Source organism: Actinosynnema sp. (assembly GCF_052038725.1).
The window spans coordinates 1-2504 of the sequence record NZ_JBQGCX010000478.1 but is presented as its reverse complement, the minus strand read 5'-3'; the positions used below and the strand labels follow the sequence as shown (position 1 = coordinate 2504).

General features: G+C 73.4%; 3 protein-coding genes and 1 pseudogene. 1 reads left to right on the top strand and 3 read right to left on the bottom strand.

From position 1 onward, the window contains the following. The 3 genes and pseudogenes from ACTUAL_RS09690 to ACTUAL_RS09680 all read right to left on the bottom strand — a co-directional run. Positions 1–641, bottom strand: a pseudogene (locus tag ACTUAL_RS09690) (hypothetical protein); the annotation flags it as partial. 206 nt (positions 642–847) lie between these two features. Beyond that, positions 848–1117, bottom strand: a complete 270-nt coding sequence (locus tag ACTUAL_RS09685) for a hypothetical protein (RefSeq protein ID WP_440900025.1) — start codon at positions 1115–1117, stop codon at positions 848–850. A gap of 91 nt (positions 1118–1208) precedes the next feature. After that, positions 1209–2054 (bottom strand): hypothetical protein, encoded by an 846-nt coding sequence (locus tag ACTUAL_RS09680; protein ID WP_440900024.1) that lies wholly within the window; start codon positions 2052–2054, stop codon positions 1209–1211. A 197-nt stretch (positions 2055–2251) separates the two neighbouring features. Between ACTUAL_RS09680 and ACTUAL_RS09675 the strand changes: the two genes are divergently transcribed. Continuing rightward, positions 2252–2504, top strand: a 253-nt coding sequence (locus ACTUAL_RS09675) for an ATP-dependent Clp protease proteolytic subunit (RefSeq protein WP_440900023.1), incomplete at its 3' end; no start/stop codon positions are given.

The window sequence follows — 2504 nt, the reverse complement described above, 5'->3', positions numbered from 1 at the left end:
CCGTTGCCGCTGGCCGCGCCGGGCAGGGCGCCGCCGATGGCCCCGGCCCCGCCGATGGCCGGAGCGGTGGTCGTGGCGCCACCGGCGCCGCTCGCCGCGCCGGGCAGCGCGCCCAGGCCCACGGGGGAGCCGAGGGCGGGGGCGGTGGTCGTCGTGGTGGTCGTGGTCGTCGCGCCCGGCACGGTCACGCCGTCGGGACCGGTGGTGCTGGTCGTGGTGGTCGTCGTGGTGGTGGTCGTTCCCGGCGTGCCCGGCATCGCCGCGCCCGGGGCGATCGAGCCGCCGTCCCAGCGGGTCATCGGCGCGCTCTGGCTGGGGGCCAGCGGGCTGGTGTAGGTGGGCAGCTTGCCGAGGTCGACGGTCTCGCCGGCGCTGACCTGGTCCTGCGCGTCGGCGTTGGCGCCGAGCACCTGGCCGAAGAGGCCGAGGGCCATCGAGATCTTCTGCAGCCACGGCAGCACCTGGGTCTCCAGGAAGGTGGCGTAGGCGGCGCTCGCGCCGCCGGTGAAGAACGACGCCGCCCGCAGCAGCGCGATCAGCGCCCTGACGAAGGTGATCACCTGGTCGGTGGTCTCCTTGCCCTCCTGGCACTTCTGCGCGGCTCCGCGGAGTTCTTCGGTATCCGCTCCGAGCAATGCCATCGTCCCCTCCTTCCGTCTGGTGCCCCGTGGGCCACTCCCGAGTCGTTGGCCACGACGCTAGGCAGCGCGAGGTCCGGCGGTCGAGGGTTCGGCGGGTGGAAGGTTCCTCCTGGCGCGGCGCTCACGGCCAGGCTTGAGCCCGGGAAATGCGGACGACCCGGCGCCCTCTGGGGGAGGCGCCGGGTCGTGACCGGGGTGGGGGAGCGTCAGCGGCTGACCTCGTCCTGGCGGTCGGCGTGCACGCACAGCACGCGACCCTGGTCGCCGAGCGACTCCGAGCAGGCGGTGGCGCTGGGCGCGAACGAGCCCGTCCAGTCGTTCTCGAAGGCGCGGCGGTCGGAGCCCTGCCAGTTCAGGCCCTGGATCATGGCGCTGATCGAGGAGACCACGCCGGCGACCTGCCCGGCGTGCTCGCCCATGTTCTGGCCCACGCTGCGGGCGTACTCGGTGTCCATTCCCTGCATGCTCGTGCTCATCGCGCCCTCCTGAGGCCTGGTCGGATGCTCCGGCGCTCCCGGCGGGAGACGCCTCACTCCCCGGCAGGCTAGGAAGGCGGACGGCGCGCGGCTAGGCCGTCGGGGGTGGAACCTTCCGCTGCGCGGCGGCCCGCTCGACCCGCTGGAGGTCGTCGACGGTGACGAGTCGGACCTCGGCGGTGCGCCGTCCGATCGCGAACCGCACGTTCTGGGCGCGACCGGTGCCCGCCCGGAAGGGGTCGTCGCGCGGTCCGAAGGCCAGCGCCGAGATCGAGCGGATGGCGTCGTCGACCCGCTGGGCGCGCTCGAGGTTCCAGGCGTAGCCGTGCCAGCCGAGCACGCGCTCGTAGATCTCGCGGTTCGAGGGCGGGCGCGGGTAGTCGTCGGTGCCGGCCAGCCACGGCTCGCACAGCGCGAGCGCGACGTACCACTCGCGGCTCAGCGGGGGCAGGCGCGGCGCGGGGGCGGTGGCGCCGTCGTCGTCCTCGTCGAGCTCGGGGCGGGGCACCTGGGACGGCGGCGGCGCGGTGCTCGTGGCGACGTCGACCACGATGGAGAGGTCGTCGTAGGTCTGCTCGGGGCCGACCCGCCCGCGCATCACGATCAGCTGGTTCTCGCCCTCGTCGAGCAGCAGCGACATGCCCTCGGTGATCGTCACCCGGCGCGCTCCGCCGGGGGCGTCGAACAGGCTGGAGACCTGGGTCTCGCCGGCGCCGTGCCAGCGCAGCCGGGCGATCTCCTCACCGACGATCAGCTCGCCCAGCACGCGCGAGACGTGCGGCGCGCAGCGGGGGAGGGCGATCGCGGTGACCCGGAGCGAGGTCTCGACGGAGTCGTCGGGCACGGCGTGGTCGGGAGAGCGCCCGAAGTAGAGCGTCTCGCCGGAGCCCAGGGTGACGGTGGGCAGACCCGATCCGCGCAGCGTCACTCGCAGCATGCGTCCATCCAAGCACACCGCGCGCCCGGGGTCCGGCGATCGAGCGGCTGCGGGTGCGGGGCGGGCGCGGCGCGGTCGCGGCTTCTCCGCTGTGGGCGAACAGGGCCCCGAAGCCCGTGGAACTGTCCGTCGCGAGGGCTAGTGTCGCTGACGTGAACCAGACATCCCGCTCAGCACCGGTCGGCTCCGATCCGCAGATGAACGGCGCGGCCGGCTTCAACCCGTTGGACGACCACATCTACCAGCGCCTGCTGCGGGAGCGGATCGTCTTCCTCGGCTCCGAGGTGCGCGACCAGAACGCGAACGCGATCTGCGCGCAGCTGCTGCTGCTCTCGGCAGAGGACCCCGAGGCCGACATCTTCCTGCACATCAACTCGCCCGGTGGCTCGGTCGACGCGGGCATGGCCATCTACGACACGATGAACTACATCCCCAACGACGTCGCCACGG